Source organism: Vreelandella maris (genome assembly GCF_013371085.1).
GTDB lineage: Bacteria > Pseudomonadota > Gammaproteobacteria > Pseudomonadales > Halomonadaceae > Vreelandella > Vreelandella maris.
Map to the genome: position 1 here is coordinate 36173 of NZ_JABWCV010000019.1, position 21090 is coordinate 57262.

At 55.0% G+C, this 21090-nt stretch carries 17 protein-coding genes; 5 read left to right on the top strand and 12 right to left on the bottom strand.

The genetic code is table 11. From position 1 onward, the window contains the following. Positions 1-153: 153 nt before the first annotated feature. From glmM to rlmE, 4 genes are all read right to left on the bottom strand, one after another. Entirely contained in the window at positions 154-1503 is a 1350-nt protein-coding gene (gene glmM / locus HUO07_RS15495; protein WP_176304306.1) for a phosphoglucosamine mutase, read from the bottom strand. Then, a complete protein-coding gene (folP, locus tag HUO07_RS15500) occupies positions 1500-2414 on the bottom strand; it encodes a dihydropteroate synthase (protein ID WP_176304307.1) in 915 nt (304 codons plus the stop codon). The genes glmM and folP overlap by 4 nt, the downstream gene beginning before the upstream one ends. Before the next feature lie 114 nt (positions 2415-2528). After that, positions 2529-4532 (bottom strand): ATP-dependent zinc metalloprotease FtsH, encoded by a 2004-nt coding sequence (gene ftsH, locus HUO07_RS15505; protein WP_176304308.1) that lies wholly within the window; start codon positions 4530-4532, stop codon positions 2529-2531. A gap of 274 nt (positions 4533-4806) precedes the next feature. Then, positions 4807-5454: a 23S rRNA (uridine(2552)-2'-O)-methyltransferase RlmE gene (rlmE, locus tag HUO07_RS15510; protein WP_101145700.1), complete on the bottom strand. Its 648-nt coding sequence runs from the start codon at positions 5452-5454 to the stop codon at positions 4807-4809. Between the two features lie 114 nt (positions 5455-5568). Here rlmE and yhbY point away from each other — a divergent pair, with 114 nt between their 5' ends. Beyond that, entirely contained in the window at positions 5569-5895 is a 327-nt protein-coding gene (gene yhbY, locus HUO07_RS15515; protein WP_008958789.1) for a ribosome assembly RNA-binding protein YhbY, read from the top strand. 94 nt (positions 5896-5989) lie between these two features. Here yhbY and greA read toward each other — a convergent pair whose 3' ends face one another. The 5 genes from greA to HUO07_RS15540 form a co-directional block, all read right to left on the bottom strand. After that, positions 5990-6466, bottom strand: coding sequence for a transcription elongation factor GreA (gene greA / locus HUO07_RS15520; protein ID WP_101145701.1), 477 nt, complete (start codon positions 6464-6466; stop codon positions 5990-5992). Beyond that, a complete protein-coding gene (gene carB, locus HUO07_RS15525; RefSeq protein WP_176304309.1) occupies positions 6463-9693 on the bottom strand; it encodes a carbamoyl-phosphate synthase large subunit in 3231 nt (1076 codons plus the stop codon). Before carB ends, greA begins: the two co-directional genes overlap by 4 nt. A 68-nt stretch (positions 9694-9761) precedes the next feature. Then, positions 9762-10907: a glutamine-hydrolyzing carbamoyl-phosphate synthase small subunit gene (carA, locus tag HUO07_RS15530; protein WP_176304330.1), complete on the bottom strand. Its 1146-nt coding sequence runs from the start codon at positions 10905-10907 to the stop codon at positions 9762-9764. 366 nt (positions 10908-11273) lie between these two features. After that, positions 11274-12080 (bottom strand): 4-hydroxy-tetrahydrodipicolinate reductase, encoded by an 807-nt coding sequence (dapB, locus tag HUO07_RS15535; protein ID WP_176304310.1) that lies wholly within the window; start codon positions 12078-12080, stop codon positions 11274-11276. Positions 12081-12197: 117 nt separating this feature from the next. After that, on the bottom strand, positions 12198-12479 hold the full coding sequence (locus HUO07_RS15540) for a DUF2218 domain-containing protein (protein WP_176304311.1): 282 nt from the start codon (positions 12477-12479) through the stop codon (positions 12198-12200). A gap of 263 nt (positions 12480-12742) precedes the next feature. Between HUO07_RS15540 and HUO07_RS15545 the strand changes: the two genes are divergently transcribed. From HUO07_RS15545 to HUO07_RS15555, 3 genes are read left to right on the top strand one after another with little or no spacing between them, the layout of a single operon-like run. Then, entirely contained in the window at positions 12743-13876 is a 1134-nt protein-coding gene (locus HUO07_RS15545; protein WP_176304312.1) for an ABC transporter substrate-binding protein, read from the top strand. Then, positions 13866-14951, top strand: a complete 1086-nt coding sequence (locus tag HUO07_RS15550; RefSeq protein WP_217908925.1) for a FecCD family ABC transporter permease — start codon at positions 13866-13868, stop codon at positions 14949-14951. The genes HUO07_RS15545 and HUO07_RS15550 overlap by 11 nt, the downstream gene beginning before the upstream one ends. Next, complete coding sequence (locus tag HUO07_RS15555) at positions 14945-15694, top strand: ABC transporter ATP-binding protein (RefSeq protein WP_176304313.1); 750 nt, start codon at positions 14945-14947, stop codon at positions 15692-15694. The genes HUO07_RS15550 and HUO07_RS15555 overlap by 7 nt, the downstream gene beginning before the upstream one ends. Here HUO07_RS15555 and HUO07_RS15560 read toward each other — a convergent pair. Beyond that, on the bottom strand, positions 15672-16574 hold the full coding sequence (locus HUO07_RS15560; protein WP_176304314.1) for a DMT family transporter: 903 nt from the start codon (positions 16572-16574) through the stop codon (positions 15672-15674). The two genes, HUO07_RS15555 and HUO07_RS15560, sit on opposite strands and share 23 nt — an antisense overlap. Before the next feature lie 190 nt (positions 16575-16764). Here HUO07_RS15560 and HUO07_RS15565 point away from each other — a divergent pair, with 190 nt between their 5' ends. Continuing rightward, on the top strand, positions 16765-17712 hold the full coding sequence (locus HUO07_RS15565) for an HNH endonuclease (protein ID WP_176304315.1): 948 nt from the start codon (positions 16765-16767) through the stop codon (positions 17710-17712). 71 nt (positions 17713-17783) lie between these two features. Here HUO07_RS15565 and dnaJ read toward each other — a convergent pair whose 3' ends face one another. Then, entirely contained in the window at positions 17784-18926 is a 1143-nt protein-coding gene (gene dnaJ / locus HUO07_RS15570; protein ID WP_176304316.1) for a molecular chaperone DnaJ, read from the bottom strand. 149 nt (positions 18927-19075) lie between these two features. Then, positions 19076-21010 (bottom strand): molecular chaperone DnaK, encoded by a 1935-nt coding sequence (dnaK, locus tag HUO07_RS15575; RefSeq protein ID WP_176304317.1) that lies wholly within the window; start codon positions 21008-21010, stop codon positions 19076-19078. Positions 21011-21090 lie beyond the last annotated feature (80 nt).

A 21090-nucleotide genomic window follows, 5' to 3' on the forward strand; every position in this document is an offset into this window, starting at 1 on the left:
ACTCTCCTCACTCAAGGTGGAGCGAAATGGTATAGGAGCGGCCTTGTCAAGACAACCGCTGTTGCAAGCACAGGTTTGCTTTCCTGGGCCAGCTAACTATATCGACCCGCTAGTTAAATCGACCAGCTAGTTATATCAAATAGTGGGGCACGTTTATTTAAGCAATGCCTGAACTTGATCAGCCAAGCTTTGCGCCAATTGTTCGACATCCAAATGGGCACGGCCCTCCACCATCACACGAATCAGTGGTTCAGTACCTGACGGGCGCAACAATACGCGCCCTTCATCACCCAATTCATGCTCTAACGCAGCAACCGCCTGCTGCAGTGGTGCCGATGCCATCACCTCTTTAGCACTTGTATGGGCGGGCAAGCGCACATTAACCAGCACCTGCGGCACTTTTTCCAGCTCTTTTAGCAGCGCTGGCAGGCTCTTCTGCTCACGCATCATCAGCGCCAACACCTGCAGCGCCGAGACGATACCATCACCGGTAGTCTGCACATGACCGCACACAATATGACCCGAAGACTCACCACCCAATTCCCAACCGTTGGCGGCCATTCGCTCCATGACAAAACGGTCGCCTACCTTTGCACGCTCAAAAGGAATACCCAGCTTATCCAGCGCCATGGATAGACCAAAATTAGACATCAATGTGCCCACCACACCACCTTGCAGCAAACCACGCTCATGACGATCACGGGCAATTAAATATAGGATATCGTCGCCATCCACCTCGCGGCCATCGCCGTCAACTAACATTACGCGATCACCATCACCATCAAAGGCAATCCCCAAGTCAGCGCTTTGCTGAATAACGGCAGCACGCAATGCGGCGGGATGCGTCGAGCCTACCTGCTGGTTAATATTTAACCCGTCGGGCGCAGCGCCGATGGTGGTGACATAAGCCCCCAGCTCGCGAAACACATTAGGCGCGATATGGTAAGTGGCGCCGTGGGCGCAATCCAATACCACTTTAAGACCGTGCAAACTAAGCCGATCAGGCAGGGTTGATTTGCAAAATTCGATGTAACGGCCTGCGGCGTCGTCGATACGGGTAGCTTTACCCAACTGAGCGGCTTCTGCCGTGGTCAGTGGCGCTTCAAGCATGGCCTCAATACGATCTTCCGTTTCATCAGGAAGCTTTTTTCCCTCTGCGGAGAAGAATTTGATGCCATTGTCATCGAAGGGGTTATGCGATGCCGAAATGACAATACCCGCGTCAGCACGGAACGTACGCGTTAAGTAGGCGATGCCTGGTGTAGGCATTGGCCCCAGCAGCGACACATCCACACCGGCGGCAGAAAGCCCGGCCTCTAATGCGGATTCAAACATGTAGCCAGAGATACGCGTATCTTTGCCAATTAACACACGCGTTCGCCCTTTATCACGGCGCAAGACCTGCCCTGCCGCCCAGCCGAGCTTGAGCATAAAATCAGCTGTAATGGGCGATTTACCCACTGTGCCGCGAATACCATCGGTACCAAAATAGCGCCTTGTCATGCGTCAGACTCCTTGTTAAGCGGCGGCTCACAGCCCTCTTGTAGTACCGCCCACGCCATATTGACTGCATCTACCGTTGCAGCGACATCATGTACACGCAGAATATTCGCCCCACGCTCTACCGCCATGGACGCCAGTGCCAAACCACCGGAAAGACGCTCCTCTACCGGGCGGCCTAACACTTTGCCAATCATACTCTTGCGCGACATACCTACCAGCAATGGAAGCTCCAACGATTGCAGAGTCTCCATATATTTGAGTAAGCGTAGATTGTGTTCGACGGTTTTGCCGAAGCCAAAACCAGGATCAATTAAAAGCCGATTACGGCGCAGCCCGGCCGCCTCACACTCGGCCACACGGCGGGCCAAATAGTCAGCCACCTCTTCCTCAATGGGGCGCGAATAAGCAGGTGCCTGCTGCATATCTTGCGGCTCGCCCTGGCGATGCATCAAGCAAACGGGCAAGCCACTGCCCACCGCGGCCAACAGTGCCCCTTCGCGCTCTAATGCGCGCACGTCGTTAAGCATCCCTGCGCCCAACTCACTCGCCTCGCGGATAACAGCGGGACAACTGGTATCCACCGATACCAGCGCATCCAGTTCGCGCACCAGGATTTCCACCACGGGGGCAACCCGGTCAAGCTCTTCCTGGGGGCTGACAGGCGTAGCGCCAGGACGAGTCGACTCGCCGCCCACATCAATGATTGCCGCCCCTTCCGCCAACATTCGCTCGGCATGGCGCAATGCATCATCTAGCGCGACGTGCTGACCGCCATCAGAAAAAGAGTCGGGTGTGACATTAAGGATGCCCATAACGCGGGGAAAGGAGAGATCCAGCAGGTGGCGCCCACAACGCAGCTGGAAAGCATTTTCCGCTGCTTGCGTAGAGGACGTATCCATAAGTGATTTCATGCTGCAGCCTGATCAATAAAAGAAACTTTGCAGAGTTATATGTACAGCATAACAAAAAAGACGCCCCTTGACGGGGCGCCTTCGGCTTATACGCAGGGTTAACTATCTAATCACCTAGGGACCCGCCGGGCCGCCGAGAGGATCTGAAGGCCGACGGCGCGGCTCGTCATCATCCTCTTCGCCGTCGCCAGAAGCGTTGGTAGACGTATCATCATCGGCTTCTTGCGCTTTTGGCTTATCACCGCCGCCAACAGGCGTACCGCCGCCGGATGAATCACCGTCGTCCCAACCTTCCGGTGGGCGAGGGGTGCGACCTTCCATGATGTCTTTCAACTGCGTGGCATCAATCGTCTCATACTTCATCAACGCTTCGGCCATGGCATCGAGCTTATCGCGATTATCCGTCAGGATTTGGCGCGCCTGCTCATAACAATCGTCGATGATTTTGCGGACTTCTTTATCAAGGCGCGTGGTGGTATCACCCGACTTCATCTTACTGCCGCCCTGGCCTGGGCCGCCGAGGAACTGATGCGACTCGTCCTCATCGTACATGATCGGACCCATCTCGTCCGACAACCCCCACTTCGCCACCATGTTGTGAGCAAGCTCAGTGGCGCGTTTGATATCGTTGGAGGCGCCGGTAGTGACCCCGTTCGGCCCCAACGTCATCTCTTCAGCAATACGACCACCAAACAGCGAGCAGATCTGCCCCAGAATTTGCTGACGCGACAGGCTGTAGCGATCCTCTTCCGGCAGGAACATCGTCACGCCGAGGGCACGCCCACGGGGGATAATGGTTACCTTGTAGACCGGATCATGAGAAGGCACAACCAAACCGATAATGGCGTGACCTGATTCATGATAAGCGGTGTTGAGCTTCTCTTTATCGGTCATGACCATCGACTTGCGCTCAGCGCCCATCATGATCTTGTCTTTAGCCAGCTCCAACTCCTCCATGCTGACCAAGCGCTTATTGCGGCGCGCGGCAAACAAGGCAGCTTCGTTGACCAGGTTGGCCAAATCCGCGCCAGAGAAGCCAGGCGTACCACGGGCAATCAGCTGCGGTTTTACGTCATCACCCAGCGGCACTTTACGTAGGTGAACGCCAAGAATGTGCTCGCGACCACGAATATCCGGCAAGCCAACAGTAACCTGACGGTCAAAGCGGCCTGGACGCATAAGCGCAGGATCAAGCACGTCCGGACGGTTAGTCGCAGCGATAACGATGACGCCTTCGTTAGCCTCAAAGCCATCCATCTCGACCAGCAGCTGGTTCAACGTCTGTTCGCGCTCGTCGTTACCGCCACCCATGCCAGCACCGCGAGAGCGGCCCACGGCGTCAATCTCATCGATAAAGATGATGCAGGGCGCCTGCTTCTTAGCCTGTTCGAACATGTCACGCACACGTGATGCGCCGACACCGACAAACATTTCAACGAAGTCAGAGCCCGAGATAGAGAAGAACGGCACTTTCGCTTCGCCAGCAATGGATTTTGCCAGCAGCGTTTTACCGGTACCCGGAGGCCCTACCATTAACACACCACGGGGAATCGTACCGCCCAAACGCTGGAACTTGGTGGGGTCACGCAGGAAGTCGACTAACTCTTCGACTTCTTCTTTGGCTTCATCACAGCCAGCCACGTCGGCAAAGGTCGTTTTGATCTGATCTTGAGAGAGCAGCTTGGCCTTCGATTTACCAAAGCTCATCGGGCCGCCTTTACCACCGCCGGCGCCACCCTGCATTTGGCGCATAAAGAACATAAAGATGCCCAAAATCAGCAGAATCGGGAAGCTGGCAATAAGTAGCCGCGTCCAGATACTTTGCTGCTCTGGCTCTTTACCCACGACCGTCACATTATTGCTCAACAGGTCGTCCATCAGCTTCGGATCTTCTGCCGATGGGCGGATCGTCTGAAACTGAGAGCCATCCGTGCGCTCACCACTGATGGTGTAACCATCAATTGTGACGCTACGTACCTGCTGATTTTGCACCTGCTGCACAAACTGAGAATAGTTGGTGTTTTGCGGTGCGCTTTCGGTGCTGAAATTATTGAACACTGTCAGTAGGACGGCCGCGATGACCAACCACAGAATCAGGTTCTTCGCCATATCATTCAAGGGGCTACCCTCATTACAAGAATCCGTCAGTTAAACCCTGATGCTTAATAAAGCCTGCTACTAATAATCTTAGTACTATGACATTACATCAGCATCAAGCGTTCAACCATTGCCAAAGCGTCTTATGCCTCGGGCCATCTGTGTCACGCGCGTATTGCGGCTAATGTGACACACGTTGCGCTTGCCTGTCTGGCAATCGCGCTGATAAATCTTGGCTATGAACCACATACACCGTTATCCCATCACAGGTAACGTCATCGAACCATATGATGTGTTAACCGCGAAACCCTTCGGCCAGGAAATACACCTCACGGGAGCGTGCCCGCGATGCATCCGGCTTGCGAGTCACTACCTTGCTAAAGCTGCCGCGCAACTCTTTCAGGTAAGCGTCAAACCCTTCCCCCTGGAATACTTTAGCTAAAAATCGACCACCGGGTGACAGCGTTTCGCGAGCGAGTTCTAACGCTAACTCCACTAAGTACATCGCCTGAGGCTGATCAATTGCCGCCATACCACTCATATTGGGGGCCATATCCGACATCACAAGGTCTACGCGACGATTATCTAAACGTTTTAATATCGCCTCCAACACCGCCTCTTCCGTAAAATCCCCCTGGATAAAGTCCACGCCTGCGAGCGCATCCATCTCCAAAATATCAGAAGCGATAACCACACCTTCAGGCCCTACCCGCTCAGCAGCGATTTGGCTCCATCCGCCGGGCGCTGCCCCTAAATCAATGACCGTCATACCGGGTCGCAGCAGTTTATCCTTTTCATCCAGCTCAATCAGCTTATAGCTGGCACGGGAGCGATAGCCATCTTGCCAACTCTGCTTCACGTACTGGTCGTCAAAATGCTCCTTCTTCCAGTTATTGCTGGTTTTACTAACGGAATGTTTACGGCTTGGGGGCTTTTGCTGCATGTGGGAATCTAACACTGGAATAAGAGATGGGCGCATTCACGCGATCGCTTTCACTCGGTGACGTTTCACCGTAAGATGGAGCGTTAAGCGCTAACCGGGATACCGCAAGATACCATGAGCTTGTCACAGGCACAAAAGAAAGCATTTCGTAGCATTGGCCACCATCTTAACCCAGTGGTCACCGTTTCTGAGAACGGCGTCTCCGAAAATTTGCTCGCAGAACTTAACCGCGCACTCACTGATCACGAACTGATCAAAGTGAAACTCGCCATTCCTGAGCGTGATGATCGGGCTGCCATGATAGCCGAACTGATCGCCAACAGCCGTGCAGACCTTGTGCAAACCATTGGCAAAATGGCGCTGCTCTACCGTAGGAACCCGCAGGTAAATCCAAAGCTCTCTAATGTTACCCGCTTTGAGAACCACCACGGTCGGCATTAACCGTTAGATTGCACTCGCTCTAAAATAGATGCTGCTGCACTAAAACGCCCCTTCAACCGACCTAACCGAGGTCAATTGAAGGGGCGTTTTTTTATTACACGTGCTCGACACTACCTACTTCGTACTCCACATCACCGCCGGGTGTTTTGACCACCACGACATCACCTTCCTCTTTACCGATTAGAGCACGAGCGATGGGCGATGTCACCGAAATACGGCCGGATTTAATATCCGCTTCATCTTCACCGACGATGCGATATGTGACTTCTGCATCGGTATCCAGATTCATTAGCGACACGGTAACACCAAAAATCACTTTGCCGGTTTTCGGCAGTTTCGTGACATCAATTACCTGGCAGACGGAGAGCTTACTTTCGATCTCCTGAATACGCCCTTCGATAAACCCCTGCTGCTCACGAGCGGCGTGATACTCGGCGTTCTCTTTCAGATCACCGTGTTCACGCGCTTCCGCGATGGCCGCGATCACCTGCGGACGCGCTTCGCTTTTAAGGTGGTCGAGCTCTTCACGAAGGCTTCTTTCTCCCGCCACTGTCATCGGGACCTTGTTCATTGACTTGCTCCTGCATGCAGATCCTGAAGGCGCCGCACCGTAATCTCCCTACCGTACTCAAGCGCCATACAAACAGCATTAGCGCCCGCCAAGGTGGTCGCATAGGGCACCTTGCGCGAGAGAGCAGTACGGCGAATGACCGAAGAGTCGTTGATAGCCTGACGACCTTCAGTAGTGTTCACAATGTAGGCGATTTCGTCGTTCTTAAGCAGATCGACGATATGGGGGCGACCTTCGTAAACTTTATTGACGTGCTCCACGGCAAGCCCGGCAGCTTCCAAAGCAGCCGCTGTTCCCCGTGTTGCACATAGCGTAAAGCCTAATGCTAACAGAGAACGGCCCACTTCGATAATCCCTGCCTTGTCCGGTTCACGAACGGAAAGGAACGCTTTACGCTCGCCGGTCAGCGCCGGTATTGCTTCGCCTGCCCCAAGCTGCGCCTTGAAGAAGGCCTCTGCAAAGGTATCGCCAGAGCCCATCACTTCGCCGGTGGACTTCATTTCCGGTGAGAGAATAGGATCGACGCCCTGGAATTTATTAAACGGGAAGACAGCTTCTTTCACGCTATAGAAATGCGGCACGATTTCGTGCTCAAACCCTTGCTCGGCCAGCGTAGTTCCCGCCATGCAGCGCGCCGCGATCTGGGCAAGCGAGGTACCGATGCACTTGGACACAAAGGGCACAGTACGCGAAGCGCGAGGGTTAACCTCAATTACATAGATTTCGCCATCCTGCCAGGCGAGCTGCACGTTCATTAAGCCTTTAACGCCCAGCTCAACGGCCATCTGCTTCACCTGATGGCGCATCTCATCCTGCACATCGGCAGGCAGGGAGTATGGCGGCAGCGCGCAGGCGGAGTCACCGGAGTGAACGCCCGCTTGCTCTACGTGCTGCATGATGCCGCCAATCACCACCTGCTGACCATCCGACACGGCATCGATATCGATCTCGATTGCGGCACTCAGGAAGTGATCAAGCAGCACCGGTGAGTCGTTGGAAACCTTCACCGCGTGGGTCATGTAGTTTTCAAGCTCGGAGGCGTCGTAAACGATCTCCATAGCCCGGCCGCCTAGCACGTAACTGGGGCGTACTACCAGCGGGTAGCCAATCGCTTCGGCTTTATCAAACGCTTCGGCAAAGCTGCGCGCCGTGGCATTGGGCGGCTGCTTCAGGCCAAGCTTGTCGATCATCACCTGGAAACGCTCGCGGTCTTCGGCGCGGTCGATAGCGTCCGGCGTGGTGCCGATAATCGGCACGCCAGCGGCCTCTAGCTCTCGGGCCAGCTTCAGCGGCGTCTGGCCACCGAACTGAACGATCACGCCCACCGGCTTCTCTTTGTCGGCGATTTCGAGCACGTCTTCCAACGTTACCGGCTCAAAGTAGAGACGATCAGAGGTGTCGTAATCGGTAGAGACGGTTTCCGGGTTGCAGTTGACCATGATGGTTTCATAGCCGTCGTCGCGCATGGCAAAGGCGGCGTGAACACAGCAGTAGTCAAACTCGATACCCTGGCCAATACGGTTCGGGCCACCGCCCAACACCATAATTTTCTGACGATCAGACACATCCGCTTCGCACTCTTCTTCATAAGTGGAGTACATATAGGCGGTATCTGATACAAACTCCGCGGCACAGGTATCCACGCGCTTATAAACCGGGCGAATACCAGCAGCCTGGCGGGTTTGGCGGAACTCTTTTTCACTAATGCTGAGCAGCTTGGCCAGGCGCGCATCACCAAAGCCTTTGCGCTTGAGCTGATAGATCTCACGGGCAGAAAAGTCAGCCAGCGAGCGCTTAGCGACGGCGTTTTCAGTCAGCACTAGATCTTCAAGCTGCACCAGGAACCAAGGGTCGATATTGGTCAGGGCAAAGACCTCATCGACACTCATGCCTGAGCGCATGGCGTCCGCGATATAAAAAATACGCTCGGCACCGGCGGCCTGGAGCTCGCCCTGGATAATCGCCATGTTGTCCGGCGTAAAATCGGTAATGATCGGATCGAGGCCATCGTTACCGGTTTCCAGGCCGCGCAGCGCTTTCTGCAGCGACTCCTGGAAGGTGCGGCCAATCGCCATCACCTCGCCCACCGACTTCATCTGCGTCGTTAGGCGATCGTTAGCCTGGGGGAATTTCTCGAAGGTGAAGCGTGGGATCTTGGTAACCACGTAATCGATAGACGGCTCAAACGATGCCGGTGTACGACCGCCGGTAATATCGTTTTGCAGCTCATCCAGGGTGTAGCCGACCGCCAGTTTGGCGGCGATTTTAGCAATCGGGAAACCGGTTGCCTTGGAGGCCAGCGCCGAGGAGCGCGACACCCGCGGGTTCATCTCAATGACTACCAAACGGCCGGTCTTGGGATCCATACCGAACTGGACGTTAGAACCACCGGTCTCGACACCAATCTCGCGCAGGACCGCGAGGCTGGCGTCACGCATGATCTGATACTCTTTATCCGTCAGCGTTTGTGCCGGCGCGACAGTGATGGAGTCGCCGGTGTGCACGCCCATGGGGTCGAAGTTTTCAATCGCACAGACGATGATGCAGTTGTCGTTTTTATCACGCACAACTTCCATCTCGTACTCTTTCCAACCCAGCAGCGACTCATCAATCAGCAGCTCGTGGTTGTTGGAAAGCTCAAAACCCCGCGTACAGATCTCTTCGAACTCTTCCTTGTTATATGCCACGCCGCCGCCGGAGCCGCCCATGGTGTAGGAAGGACGAATAATCGTAGGGAAACCCAGCTCCGCCTGAATTTCCCAGGCTTCTTCCATGGTGTGGGCGACTTTCGCTTTCGGGCACTCCAAGCCAATACGCTTCATGGCCTGATCGAACAGATCGCGGTCTTCGGCCATGTTAATCGCATCGGCGTTGGCACCGATCATCTCGACGCCGAACTTCTCCAGCACGCCATGCTTTTCAAGCTCGAGGGCGCAGTTCAGCGCCGTCTGGCCGCCCATGGTCGGTAGAATTGCGTCGGGGCGCTCCGCCTCGATGATTTTCTCTACCGTCTGCCAAGTGATGGGCTCGATGTAAGTGGCATCGGCCATGGCCGGGTCGGTCATGATGGTGGCGGGGTTGGAGTTAACCAAAATAACCCGGTAACCCTCCTCACGCAGCGCTTTACACGCCTGGGCGCCGGAGTAGTCGAATTCGCAGGCCTGGCCGATCACAATCGGGCCAGCGCCAATGATCAAGATACTGTTGATGTCGGTACGCTTAGGCATAACGGTTCCCGCAAAAAATGGTGACGATGAGCGACAAAAGACGACGATACGGTGATGCGAGGGACGCGTTAACGGCGCGCCTGCATCATAGCCACGAAGCGATCAAACAGCGGCGCCACATCGCGCGGGCCGGGGCTCGCTTCCGGGTGGCCTTGAAAGCTGAACGCCGGTCGGTCGGTAAGCTCAATTCCCTGCAAGGTACCATCGAACAGCGAACGATGCGTGGCGCGTACATTGGCAGGCAGGGTCGCTTCATCCGCCGCAAAGCCGTGGTTTTGGCTGGTAATCATCACCGTGCCGGCATCCAAATCCTGCACTGGATGATTGGCACCGTGGTGGCCGAGGCTCATTTTGACGGTTTTCGCCCCGGCCGCGAGCGCCAGTAGCTGGTGACCCAGGCAAATACCAAATACTGGAGTATCGGTTTCCAGCACCTCCTGAATCGCTTTAATAGCGTAGTCACAGGGCTCTGGGTCGCCGGGGCCGTTAGCCAGAAAAACGCCATCAGGCTTCATCGCCAGCACGTCAGCAGCGGGGGTTTGCGCGGGCACCACCGTCAGGCGGCAGCCGCGGGCGGCCAGCATGCGCAGGATGTTAAATTTCACACCGTAATCGTACGCCACTACGTGGTAAGGGCGCTCGCTTTGTGTGGCATCAGCATAACCTTCACCCAGCGTCCACTCACCTTCGGACCATTCGTAAGCCTCTTTGCAAGAGACTTCTTTAGCCAAATCCATGCCCTTCAGCCCTGGGAACGCCTTGGCAGCTTCCAACGCCCGCGCCACTGCCTCTTCGCCCTCGGCATCCGCACCGGCCAAAATCGCTCCGCTCTGGGCGCCCTTATCGCGCAAAATGCGCGTCAGGCGGCGGGTATCGATATCGGCAATGCCCAGTATGTTCTGGCTTTTCAGGTAATCCGACAGCGACTGCTCTGAGCGGAAGCTGCTAGCCATTAATGGTAGATCACGAATCACCAACCCTGCCGCGGCAATAGAAGCCGACTCAATATCTTCAGCGTTAATGCCAGTATTGCCGATGTGGGGATAGGTGAGGGTAACGATCTGGCGAGTGTAGGAGGGGTCGGTGAGGATCTCTTGATAGCCGGTCATGGCCGTATTGAACACCACCTCACCGCTGGTTACTCCATCCGCGCCAATGGCGATACCGTGGAACACACTGCCATCTTCCAGGGCCAATATTGCGGGTTTGCTCAATGCGGGGTTATTCAAAACAAGATCCTCCCATGCTGGTGGGAGCCTGTAGGGCGCAGGCTCAGCAAATTCTTCATGAATCCACGACCTCATTATCAATAATGAGGTCGTAAAAAAGCGGGACGAAGCCGATAAAAAGAATCGGTTTCATCCCGCTTGTTGTTCTATGCCTTTTAGAGCCACGTCACTATCAATGCAATAGCCGTAAACTCAAGGGCAGGCTTTGGGCTGGCCAACGCAACAAGCGCGCCGTCTAAGGTCTGTCAGTCAGAGCTTCTAAGCCACCCGGCCAAAATTTTTGAAATGTTACAGGAATTCTTGGCCTAAAACTACCCCTGAGTGATAGACAGTTAAAGCATCTGTCATTTCTTAATCCAAACCCAGCACATCCTGCATATCGTAACGGCCGACCTCTTTACCAGCGACCCAGCGTGCCGCGCGAACTGCGCCTTTGGCAAAGGTCATCCGGCTGGAGGCTTTATGAGTGATTTCGATGCGCTCGCCTTCGGTGGCAAACATGACCGTGTGCTCGCCAACGATATCGCCAGCGCGCACGGTAGCAAAGCCAATCTCTTTATCCGTGCGTGGGCCGCACTGTCCTACCCGCTCGAACACGCCATGCTCTTTCAGGTTCCGCCCCAGGCTGTCGGCGATCACTTCACCCATTTTAATTGCCGTACCGGATGGCGCATCGACCTTATGGCGATGGTGAGACTCGATTATTTCAATATCGTAGCCTTCATCGCCGAGCGCTTTGGCAGCCGTTTCGAGCAGCTTCAGAGTCAGATTAACCCCAACGCTCATATTGGGCGCAAACACCATGGCCACTTTATCGCGGTAGCTATCTAACTGAGCCAGCTCATCATCGCTCATGCCGGTGGTGCCAATCACAATGCGCTTACCGTGTTCGGCGCAGAATGCCAGATTACCCAGGGTGACCTGAGGGGCCGTGAAGTCGATCAACACATCGAAATCATCAACTATCGACGCGAGTGAATCTACCGCGACGACACCGCACTTCCCTACCCCAGCGAGCTCGCCAATATCAGCGCCCGCTAAGGAACTGCCTGGCTCCACAATGCCGCCAGCCAGCGTTGCCTTAGCATCTTGCTCAATAGCATTTACCAACGTACGGCCCATGCGGCCAGCCACGCCTACAATGGCAATTCGGGTCATGCGAACTCCTGCGCTCTGCGTTCCGGTATGTAAAAAGTGCCGCCATTATAGCAGACGCACCAGCGCATTAGACGCTCTCCTTTACCGCCATGAAGATTGCTGCCATGAAGACTCAGTTTAGTTCTCCCACACAATCGCCAGCTCTTCATCTCCTGCCATACGAATTAAGTGACGCTCGACCACGCCTTCAAGCTCATCCAAATGCTCCTCTTCCAGGGTTTCGATGGCGACCACCAATTTATCGGGCTCAGCGAGCATTAAGCAGGTGCCGGTGGCAAACGTAATGGTGGCCTGCTGATCGCTTTGCTCGACCTCTAGCTTATGCGCCCAGTGTTTACAGAGCCGATTAATTAAACGCTCGGCGGAAGGCGTGGCAATTTCAACACGAGATAAAGGCATAGCGGTCCCTCCAAAAATGTAAGTACTTACAAACCAAATCATCCTTCAACAACGTATTGTCTTTAGAGCCAAACATGTGAAGCCATCGCCGTAGGATAAATGCTAATAGCAAAGCGTAGCATGTCGACCATTAAGCGCGGCACCCCAATAATGCCTTCCAAACGCTAATCAGTTACAATAGCAATTGCATCTATGTGCTATCACCGTTCAAGCGCATCAGCGATGCCAGCCCTGTTAACCAATATCGACCAACGAGTAAAAAAATGCTCAGTTCCCCGCGCTTAAAAATCCTGCTTGGTACGCTTATCACGTTTGCTTGCGGCGCCACTGCTATGGCTGACGCTATCACCGTCACCGATGTCGCTGGCCGCGAAATCACTTTGGATGCCCCTGCCGAGCGGGTTATTTTAGGCGAAGGGCGGCAAATTTATTTGCTCGGTTTACTCGAACCTGAAGCTCCTTTTGCCCACGTGGTCGGTTGGCGCGAAGATTTTTCCCAGGCGGATCCCGATAACTATGCCCGCTATCTGGAGCGTTTTCCCGAGATTGAGGAAATCCCCACCTTTGGCGGTTTTAAAGACGGTACTTTTGACGTCGAGCAGGCCGCCTCGCTTAATCCTGACGTGGTGCTGATGAACATCGAGGCGAAAGCCGCCACAGAAGATGCTGCCTACGACGACAAGCTGGCACAACTCGGCATTCCCATCATCTATGTGGATTTTCGCGAAGATCCCCTTGAGCACACCATCCCCTCCATGCGCATCATCGGCCAGATCATGGACGATGAAGAAGCGGCCGAAGAGTTCATCGAGTTTGCCGAGACGCAATTGGCACGGGTAACCGATGTCATCGCCGAGGCCAACCCAGAGCGCCCCAGCGTGTTTATTGACCGGGCTGGCGGCTACTCCGATGAGTGCTGCATGAGCTTTGGTCCTGCCAACTTTGGCGACTATGTCACCCTGGCTGGCGGTAGCAATATCGCTGAAGGCATCATTCCTAATAGTTTTGGCAACCTGAACCCTGAACAGATTATTGCTGCCAACCCTGACCATGTGGTTGTCACCGGCGGCAACTGGGACGCCTACGTGCCGGGTGGCAACTGGGTCGGCGTAGGCCCTGGGTCTGATATGCAAAACGCTCGCGCTAAGCTTGAAGCACTGACCGAGCGCACCGCAATGACCGGCATCAAGGCGGTAGAATCCGGTAATTTCCACGCCATTTGGCACCAGTTTTACAACAGCCCCTACTACTTTGTAGCCGTGCAGCAGCTAGCCAAATGGCTACATCCAGAGCTGTTTGAAGACCTGGATCCAAACGCCACGATGGAAGAGCTGCACGAGCGCTTCTTACCCATCGACTATGAAACCGGCTACTGGATATCACTCCATGACGACTGATACGAGGATGACGGAAACGGCGGTAACAGATCGCCTTTCACAGGGGCGCGCCTTCTACCATAGCCAGGTTTTCCGCCGCCAAATGATACTGGCGGCACTGGTGTTAGCACTGTTTTTTAGCCTCTGCATCGACCTGGCACTGGGGCCCGCCCGCTATAGCCTGGGCGAAGTGGTCGCAGCGCTATTCACGCCAGACAGCGTCAGCCAGCAGGCCCGGATTATTGTTTGGGAAATCCGCATGCCGGTCGCACTGATGGCGCTAGTGGTGGGCGCCAGCTTGTCGGTGGCCGGGGCACAGATGCAAACCATTCTGAGCAACCCGCTAGCCAGCCCGTTTACCTTGGGGATTTCCGCCGGGGCCAGTTTTGGTGCCGCGCTGGGTCTCGCCTTCGGCGTGGCGCTTGTGCCTGCCGCCATTGAGTTTGTGGTCCCCATCAATGCCTTCGTGATGGCCATGTTCACCGCATTTTTAATTCATGCCTTAAGCCTTAAGCGCGGCGTGACGGTAGAGACCATTGTGCTGCTCGGCATCGCCATGGTGTTTATCTTCAACTCGCTGATGGCGCTGATTCAGTTCTTTGCCAGCCAGGAGGCGGTTTCAGCGGTGGTGTTCTGGACGATGGGCAGTTTAACCAAAGCCACCTGGCCCAAGTTCTGGATCGCCCTTAGCATTCTTGCCTTATCCATGCCGCTGCTTGCCCGGCATGGCTGGGCGCTAACCGCCATGCGCCTGGGCGATGCCAAAGCCGAGAGCATGGGTGTCAATCCCCGCGCACTGCGTTTGGAAGTGCTGGTGCTGGTATCGCTGCTCGCTGCCATCGCGGTGGCGTTCGTGGGCACCATTGGGTTTATTGGCTTGGTGGGGCCGCACATCGCGCGCATTTTACTGGGCGAGGATCAGCGCTTCTTTTTGCCAGGTTCGGCCCTATGCGGCGCACTGATCCTCTCCGTTGGTTCGGTCATCTCTAAAATCATTATTCCTGGCACCATTATTCCCATTGGCATTATTACCTCGCTGGTGGGCATTCCCTTCTTCCTATTTCTGGTGCTTAGCCACAAGAAGGCCTCATGGTAACCCTACAACTGAACCGTGTATCCGCCCGCTACGGGCGTCGCCCTGTTCTGGAAGAGATCACCACACCCTGCTTTCAAGGCGGGCAAGTCGTCGCCCTGCTAGGACCCAATGCGGCGGGTAAATCAACGCTTTTTCGCCGCGTATTAGGGTTATTGAAAGGCGAAGGCAAAGTGATTATCAGCGGCACTAGCGCCGAGCACCCAGTGGGCTATATGCCCCAGGACACCGGCGCCAAGGCCGTGCTGACGGTCTATGAATCGGTGCTTTTGGCGCGTATGCAGGGGCGTGGATTAAAAGTGCAGGCTGAGGATTTAACGCAGGTTGATCGCGCGCTGGAGGAACTCAGCATTACGACCCTTGGCGAGCGTGATATTGGCGACCTTAGCGGCGGGCAGCGCCAGCTGGTCAGCGCCGCCCAGGCTCTGGTGCAAGAGCCCGAGATTTTGATGCTGGACGAGCCCACTTCGGCACTCGATTTGAACCGCCAGATTAGCCTTTTGACGGTACTGCGGCGGTTAGCCGATGAGCGTCAGATGCTTATTCTGGTGGCACTCCATGACCTGGGGCATGCGCTACGCTTCGCTGACGCGGCCATGATGCTCGAAAATGGCCGCTTGATTGCCTGCGGCCCCACCGCCGAAGTGATAACCCCTGCGCTGCTACGTCAGGTTTATCGGGTATCTGCGCGTATTGAGCCCTGCTCGAAAGGCCAACCACAGCTTATCGTCGAAGCAGCCATTTAAGCCGCCGCCCTTCCATTGCCGCTAGCGCCACCCCGGATAACATGAGCGGTAGCGCTAGCAGGAAGCCGCTGGAGACCGATATTCCAAACAGCACCCAATCGGCGAGCACGGGCCACACCAGGGCAATATATTCAAAAGGTGCCAAGCGCGACGCCTCGGCATAGCGCAGCGCTAACGTCATCGCAATGTGCGCTGCGCCGCCAAATAGGCCCGATAACACCAGCAGCGAAAACTCCAGCCGGTTAAGCGCCGCCCAGCCCAATGGCATCGTTGCCAGTCCGGCTAGCGCGGCCACTAAAATAAAGTAGAAGGCGATTGAAGCCGCTGTTTCGGTGCGCGAAATACGCCTGACGGTTAATAAAGCACCTGCCGTAAGCAGCGCACCCAATGCCCCTAGCGCGTACCCGGCCGCTTGGCCGTTACTGGAACTGGCATTGAGCCCAGGCAAAATCAGTACGGCCACCCCGGCAAGCGCCAGCACCACGCCACCCGCACGGTTAAGCGAGCAACGCTCCCCCAGCAGCAGCACACCACCAATCGCCATAAAGACTGGCGTTAGCTGTGCAAGCAGCGTCGCCTCGGCCACTGGCAACATCGCTACCGCCGCAAAAGAGGCAAACATGGCCGCCGCCCCCAACCCAGAACGCAGCGCATGCCCCAACGGGCGCCGCGTCGCCAGCCCGCGAGGAAACTCCCGACGCACCAGAAGAAACACGACGATAGGCAGCAGCGCAAACAGCGAACGGAAAAACACCGACTGCCCCACCGGCACTTCGTCACTGACTGCCTTAATACACACCAGCATGCCGGTAAACAGGGCGCCTGACAGTACTCGCAACCCAATGCCCAACCCTGGGCGGTCTTCTTCAGTTCCTATCATTTCTCTTTTCCTGGTATACGAATAACCCACTTTAAAGGAGCATTAAAGAGCTGGACCGGATCGCTAAAATAGCCAGCCTATCTTGTGATATGCCAGTGCAGGACGGCCATGTTACATCAGTCAGTTTCCCGCCTTACTTGAAAGCCGTGCTAACCTTCGCAGCAGTGAAATGCATCGCTAGAGACACCGTATGATAGATGAAAAACTAAGCTGCCTGAACGCTTTAAGAGTGGGTCACAGCCGTGGCCGTTTGGCTCCCAACAAGCCTTGCCTTTTATTGGCGATTATTTGTGAAATTCAGAGCGGACATATAACAACGCCGACTGTCGCTATTAATGACAGGCTTATTTCCCGCTACTTCGACCTCTATGAGGCCACCACTGGGCAGCGTCAGTCAGCCAATCCTCAGCTTCCGCTTTGGCATCTCAAAAGTGATCAAGGGCCGTCTGGCCCTCTATGGAAACCACTCTTTGCTACAAATATTGCCCCCCTTGCACCGCAGTTAGGCCAACCAAAAACCATCACCGCCCTAAGGGAGCTTTTCACCGAAGCCTTACTGGACCCCGAGCTCTTTAAAGTATTTCAGAACAGCCAGAAGGCCTACGACGCCAGCGCACTCCTGATAACCAACTATCTTTACGACGATCAATACAGCCAGCCAGACATTCACCGCTACCTGACGAGCGCGCTAGACAGCAGCGAATATGAGAAACACCCTGAAAAACTGATCGGTAATGTCAGAGATGAGCGCCAACAGCAGGCCCGCTCTGCCGCCTTTCGTGCCCTGGTACTTGAAGCCTACGACTATCGATGTGCGGCAAGTCGGCTCCGCTACATTACTCCCGACTATCGCTACCTTGTCGAAGCTGCCCACTTAATTCCTTTCTCAGAAAGCCAGGATGACCGTCCAACCAACGGTCTCGCCCTCACTCCAAATCTCCATTGGGCGATGGATAACCACCTTATCTCTCCTGGACCAGACCACAAATGGCATGTAAGCCCAAGCATTGATCGGCTTGTAACCGATAATAGCTGGCTTTTGGAGTTAGATGGCCAATCGTTAATACTCCCCAGATCGGTACGCTGGCAACCTGAGCGTGAGGCGTTAGCGTGGCGCATGGATCATTTGCAACGATAAGCTATAAACAAAAAAACGCCCCAGCACCTAAAGATACTGGGGCGTTAATTACACTTTGAACCGAATTGCCGTTACGACTTCATATCTTCAAAGAAGCTTTTCACACTGTCGAAGAAACCGGTTTTCTTCGGCGAGTGACTGTGGCTGTTGCTGCCGTCGAAGCTCTCTTGCAGCTTGCGCAATAGGTCGCGCTGCTCGTCGTTAAGCTTGACCGGTGTTTCCACTACCACCTTACACAGCAGGTCGCCTGGCATGCCACCGCGTACTGGCTTTACGCCTTTACCACGTAGGCGGAACAACTTGCCAGTTTGCGTTTCCGGCGGAATCTTCAGCTTCACTCGCCCATCTAGCGTAGGCACTTCAAGCTCGCCACCTAACGCTGCATCAACAAAGTTGATCGGCACATCGCACTGCAGATGCTTTCCGTCACGCTGGAAGATATGGTGCGGTTTAATGGCTACCTGCACGTAAAGATCACCGGGCGGGCCACCGTTAATACCGCTTTCGCCTTCGCCATTCAAACGAATACGATCACCGGTATCCACGCCCGGCGGAATCTTCACGGAAAGCGTGCGTGTCTCACGTACGCGCCCTTCGCCATTACACTTGTGGCACGGCACTTTAATGTGCTGACCAGAACCATGACAGGTGGGACACGTTTGCTGCACGGCGAAAAAGCCCTGCTGCATACGCACTTGACCGTGGCCATGACAGGTAGGGCACGTTTCTTTAGAAGAGCCGGGCTCCGCGCCACCGCCATCACAACGGTCACACTCGATATGCCGTGGCACACGGATATCGACCGTGGTGCCTGAAACGGCGTTCTCTAAATCCAGCTCTAGGTTATAGCGCAGGTCGGAACCGCGTGCCGGGGCATTGGGCCCACGACGCCGGCTACCACCTCCGCCAAAAATATCACCAAACACATCGCCGAAAATGTCGCTGAAATCACCAGCGCCTGCGCCGCCGAAACCACCGCCGCCTTGGCCATCAACGCCCGCATGGCCGAACTGGTCATAAGCTGCGCGTTTCTCGCCGTCGTTAAGCACTTCATACGCTTCGGACACTTCACGGAATTTTTCCGCTGAGGTGTTATCGTCCGGGTTTCGATCAGGGTGGAATTTTTGCGCCAGACGGCGATAGGCCTTCTTGATCTCTTTCTGATCGGCCCCTTTTTCGACACCCAGGACTTCGTAATAATCGCGTTTGGACATAGGCCCTACGCCTCCTGGTTAGCTACGCACTCAACTGCACTTTTAGCTAGGTAATGATCTATTCCGTTAGCTAGGTGCGTCTTGGCCGCGGAAACAGCAACGCGGGAGTAAGCTCCCGCGTCACCGCTTTCTTTGGCAGAAAGAGGTTGTTACTGCTTTTTCTGATCGTCGTTAACTTCTTCGTACTCAGCGTCAACCACGTCATCTTCCGGCTTGGAACCTGTGCTTTCGGCACCTTCGCCGCCCTCTTGCTGAGCCGCTTCTGCCTGCTCGGCGTACATCTTCTGGGCTAGCTGGCCAGAGGCTTCGGTCAATGCATCCAGCTTCTTCTGAATGTTATCGACGTCGTCACCTTTAACCGCTTCTTCCAACTCACTGATGGCCGTTTCAATCGCCTGCTTCTCGTCGTCAGTCGCTTTGTCGCCTGCTTCTTCCAACGTTTTGCGCGTGGCGTGAATCATGCCGTCAGCTTGGTTACGCAGTTGCACCAGCTCTTCGAACTTCTTATCTTCTTCAGCGTGCGCTTCGGCATCGCGCACCATCTGCTCGACTTCTTCCTCGGACAGACCGCTAGACGCCTTGATGACAATCGACTGCTCTTTGCCAGTGGCCTTGTCTTTGGCCGATACGTTTAGAATGCCGTTGGCATCCAAATCGAAGGCAACTTCGATTTGCGGAACGCCGCGCGGTGCAGGCGGAATGTCAGCAAGATCAAAACGACCCAGCGACTTATTCTGCGACACTTGCTTGCGCTCACCCTGTACGACGTGAATGGTCACCGCCGTTTGGTTATCATCCGCCGTTGAGAAGGTTTGTGTCTTCTTGGTCGGAATAGTGGTGTTCTTTTCGATCAGCGGCGTCATCACGCCACCCAGGGTTTCGATACCCAGGGTTAGCGGAGTAACGTCAAGCAGTAGCACGTCTTTCACGTCGCCACCGAGTACGCCGCCCTGAATCGCTGCACCAACGGCAACCGCTTCATCCGGGTTAACGTCTTTGCGTGCTTCTTTACCGAAGAAGTCAGCGGCTTTCTTCTGCACCATCGGCATACGTGTCTGGCCACCGACCAGGATCACTTCGTCGATTTCAGACGCGGACAAGCCAGCATCTTTCAGTGCCATTTTGCACGGCTCGAGTGAACGCTGAACCAGATCTTCTACCAGCGACTCCAGCTTGGCGCGTGTCACCTTAACGTTAAGGTGTTTCGGGCCAGTGTTGTCGGCGGTGATGTAAGGCAGGTTCACATCGGTCTGTTGAGCGCTGGAAAGCTCAATTTTGGCTTTTTCAGCGGCTTCTTTCAGACGCTGCATGGCTAAATTGTCGCCAGACAGATCAATGCCGCTGTCAGCCTTGAACTGGTCAACCAGGTAGTTGATCAGCGCCAAGTCGAAATCTTCGCCGCCCAGGAAGGTGTCACCGTTGGTGGCCAACACTTCAAACTGGGTTTCGCCGTCGACATCGGCAATTTCGATGATTGAGATATCGAAAGTACCGCCACCCAGGTCGTAGACCGCGATGGTTTTGTCGCCGCGCGATTTGTCCATACCGTAGGCCAGTGCAGCAGCGGTCGGCTCGTTAATAATCCGCTTAACGTCTAGACCGGCGATGCGGCCAGCATCTTTTGTCGCCTGACGCTGGCTGTCGTTGAAGTAGGCCGGCACGGTAATAACCGCTTCAGTGACCGTTTCGCCCAAGTAGTCTTCGGCGGTCTTTTTCATTTTCTTCAGCACTTCCGCGCTAACCTGCGGCGGTGCCATTTTTTTGCCTTTTACTTCAACCCAGGCATCACCGTTATCTGCTTCGGTGATTTTGTACGGCACCATTTTGATATCTTTTTGGACAACGTCGTCTTTAAAGCGACGGCCAATAAGGCGCTTGATGGCGTACAGCGTGTTTTCTGGGTTAGTCACCGCTTGGCGTTTTGCCGCCTGACCGACCAGCGTTTCGCCATCATCGGTATAAGCGATGATAGAAGGCGTTGTACGGCCGCCTTCGGCATTTTCAATTACTTTAGCGCTGTCACCATCAAGCACGGCCACACAAGAGTTAGTGGTGCCCAGGTCGATACCAATTATACGTCCCATAGCAATACCTCGAATTCGGTTGTTACAAAACTGAAAATTTAGCTTTTAAAGCTTGTCTGCGGGTTTCCCCGCGGGGTTGC